This is a genomic window from Cetobacterium sp. ZOR0034 (genome assembly GCF_000799075.1).
Lineage (GTDB): Bacteria > Fusobacteriota > Fusobacteriia > Fusobacteriales > Fusobacteriaceae > Cetobacterium_A.
This window is the reverse complement of sequence record NZ_JTLI01000077.1, coordinates 1-969: the sequence shown is the minus strand read 5'-3', so window position 1 is coordinate 969 and position 969 is coordinate 1. Positions and strand designations below refer to the sequence as shown.

1 protein-coding gene is annotated in these 969 nt (G+C 33.2%); it reads right to left on the bottom strand.

Annotated features, from left to right (window positions below):
* The coding region (locus L992_RS11955) for a class I SAM-dependent DNA methyltransferase (RefSeq protein WP_047396506.1) at window positions 1-907 on the bottom strand (907 nt) is incomplete at its 3' end.
* Between the last annotated feature and the right edge of the window lie 62 nt (window positions 908-969).

Below are 969 nucleotides of genomic sequence, written 5' to 3'. Positions count from 1 at the left end.
TTCCCTCTGGAGGTGTACCATATTTCCATCTAGCATCTCCATCTAAAGATTCATGCCAGTAATCTTTTATATTAAACGGTGGATTCGCCATGATATAATCCATCTTTTTTCCTTTGTGTTGGTCTTTTGTAAATGTGTCAGCTGGTTCCTCTCCTAAATCAACCTCTATTCCTCTAATAGCTAAGTTCATCTTACATAATTTCCAAGTAGTTCCATTGCTCTCTTGTCCAAATACAGATATATCTCCAATTCTTCCGCTATGATTTTCTATAAACTTTTCAGATTGAACAAACATACCTCCACTTCCACAAGCAGGGTCATATACTCTTCCCTTTGTAGGCTCTAAACATTCAACTATAGTTTTAACTATAGACTCTGGAGTATAGAATTGTCCTCCATTTTTCCCCTCTGAGTTAGCAAACTTTCCTAAGAAAAACTCATAAACTTGACCAAGTACATCTTGCCCCTTCTCTGTTTTAGCCTGTAAGTTTATACCCCCAACAATATCTATTAGCTCTCCTAGTTTTCCTTTATCTAAAAGAGGATTTGAATATATCTTATATAAAACATCCTTTAATGTTTTATTTTCTTTTTCAATAGCATACATAGCCTCATCAATTTTTATTCCAATCTCTGGAGTTTTTGCACTTTTAACTATCTCTCCCCATCTAGCTTCTTTAGGAACCCAGAAAATATTCTCTGCTGTATACTCATCTCTTTCCTCTTCGAACCCTTCTCCCTCTTCAACTAATTCATTATATTTACTTTCAAATCTATCACTTATATATTTTAAAAATACTAATCCTAGCACAACATATTTATACTCTGCTGGATCCATATTATTTCTTAATTTATCACACGCTTTCCAAAGATTATCTTTGAAATTATCCTTCTCTACTACTGCCATAAAATTCCCTCCTAGTGATTAACTTTAATAAGTCTATTCATACATAGTATACCATATTTAAA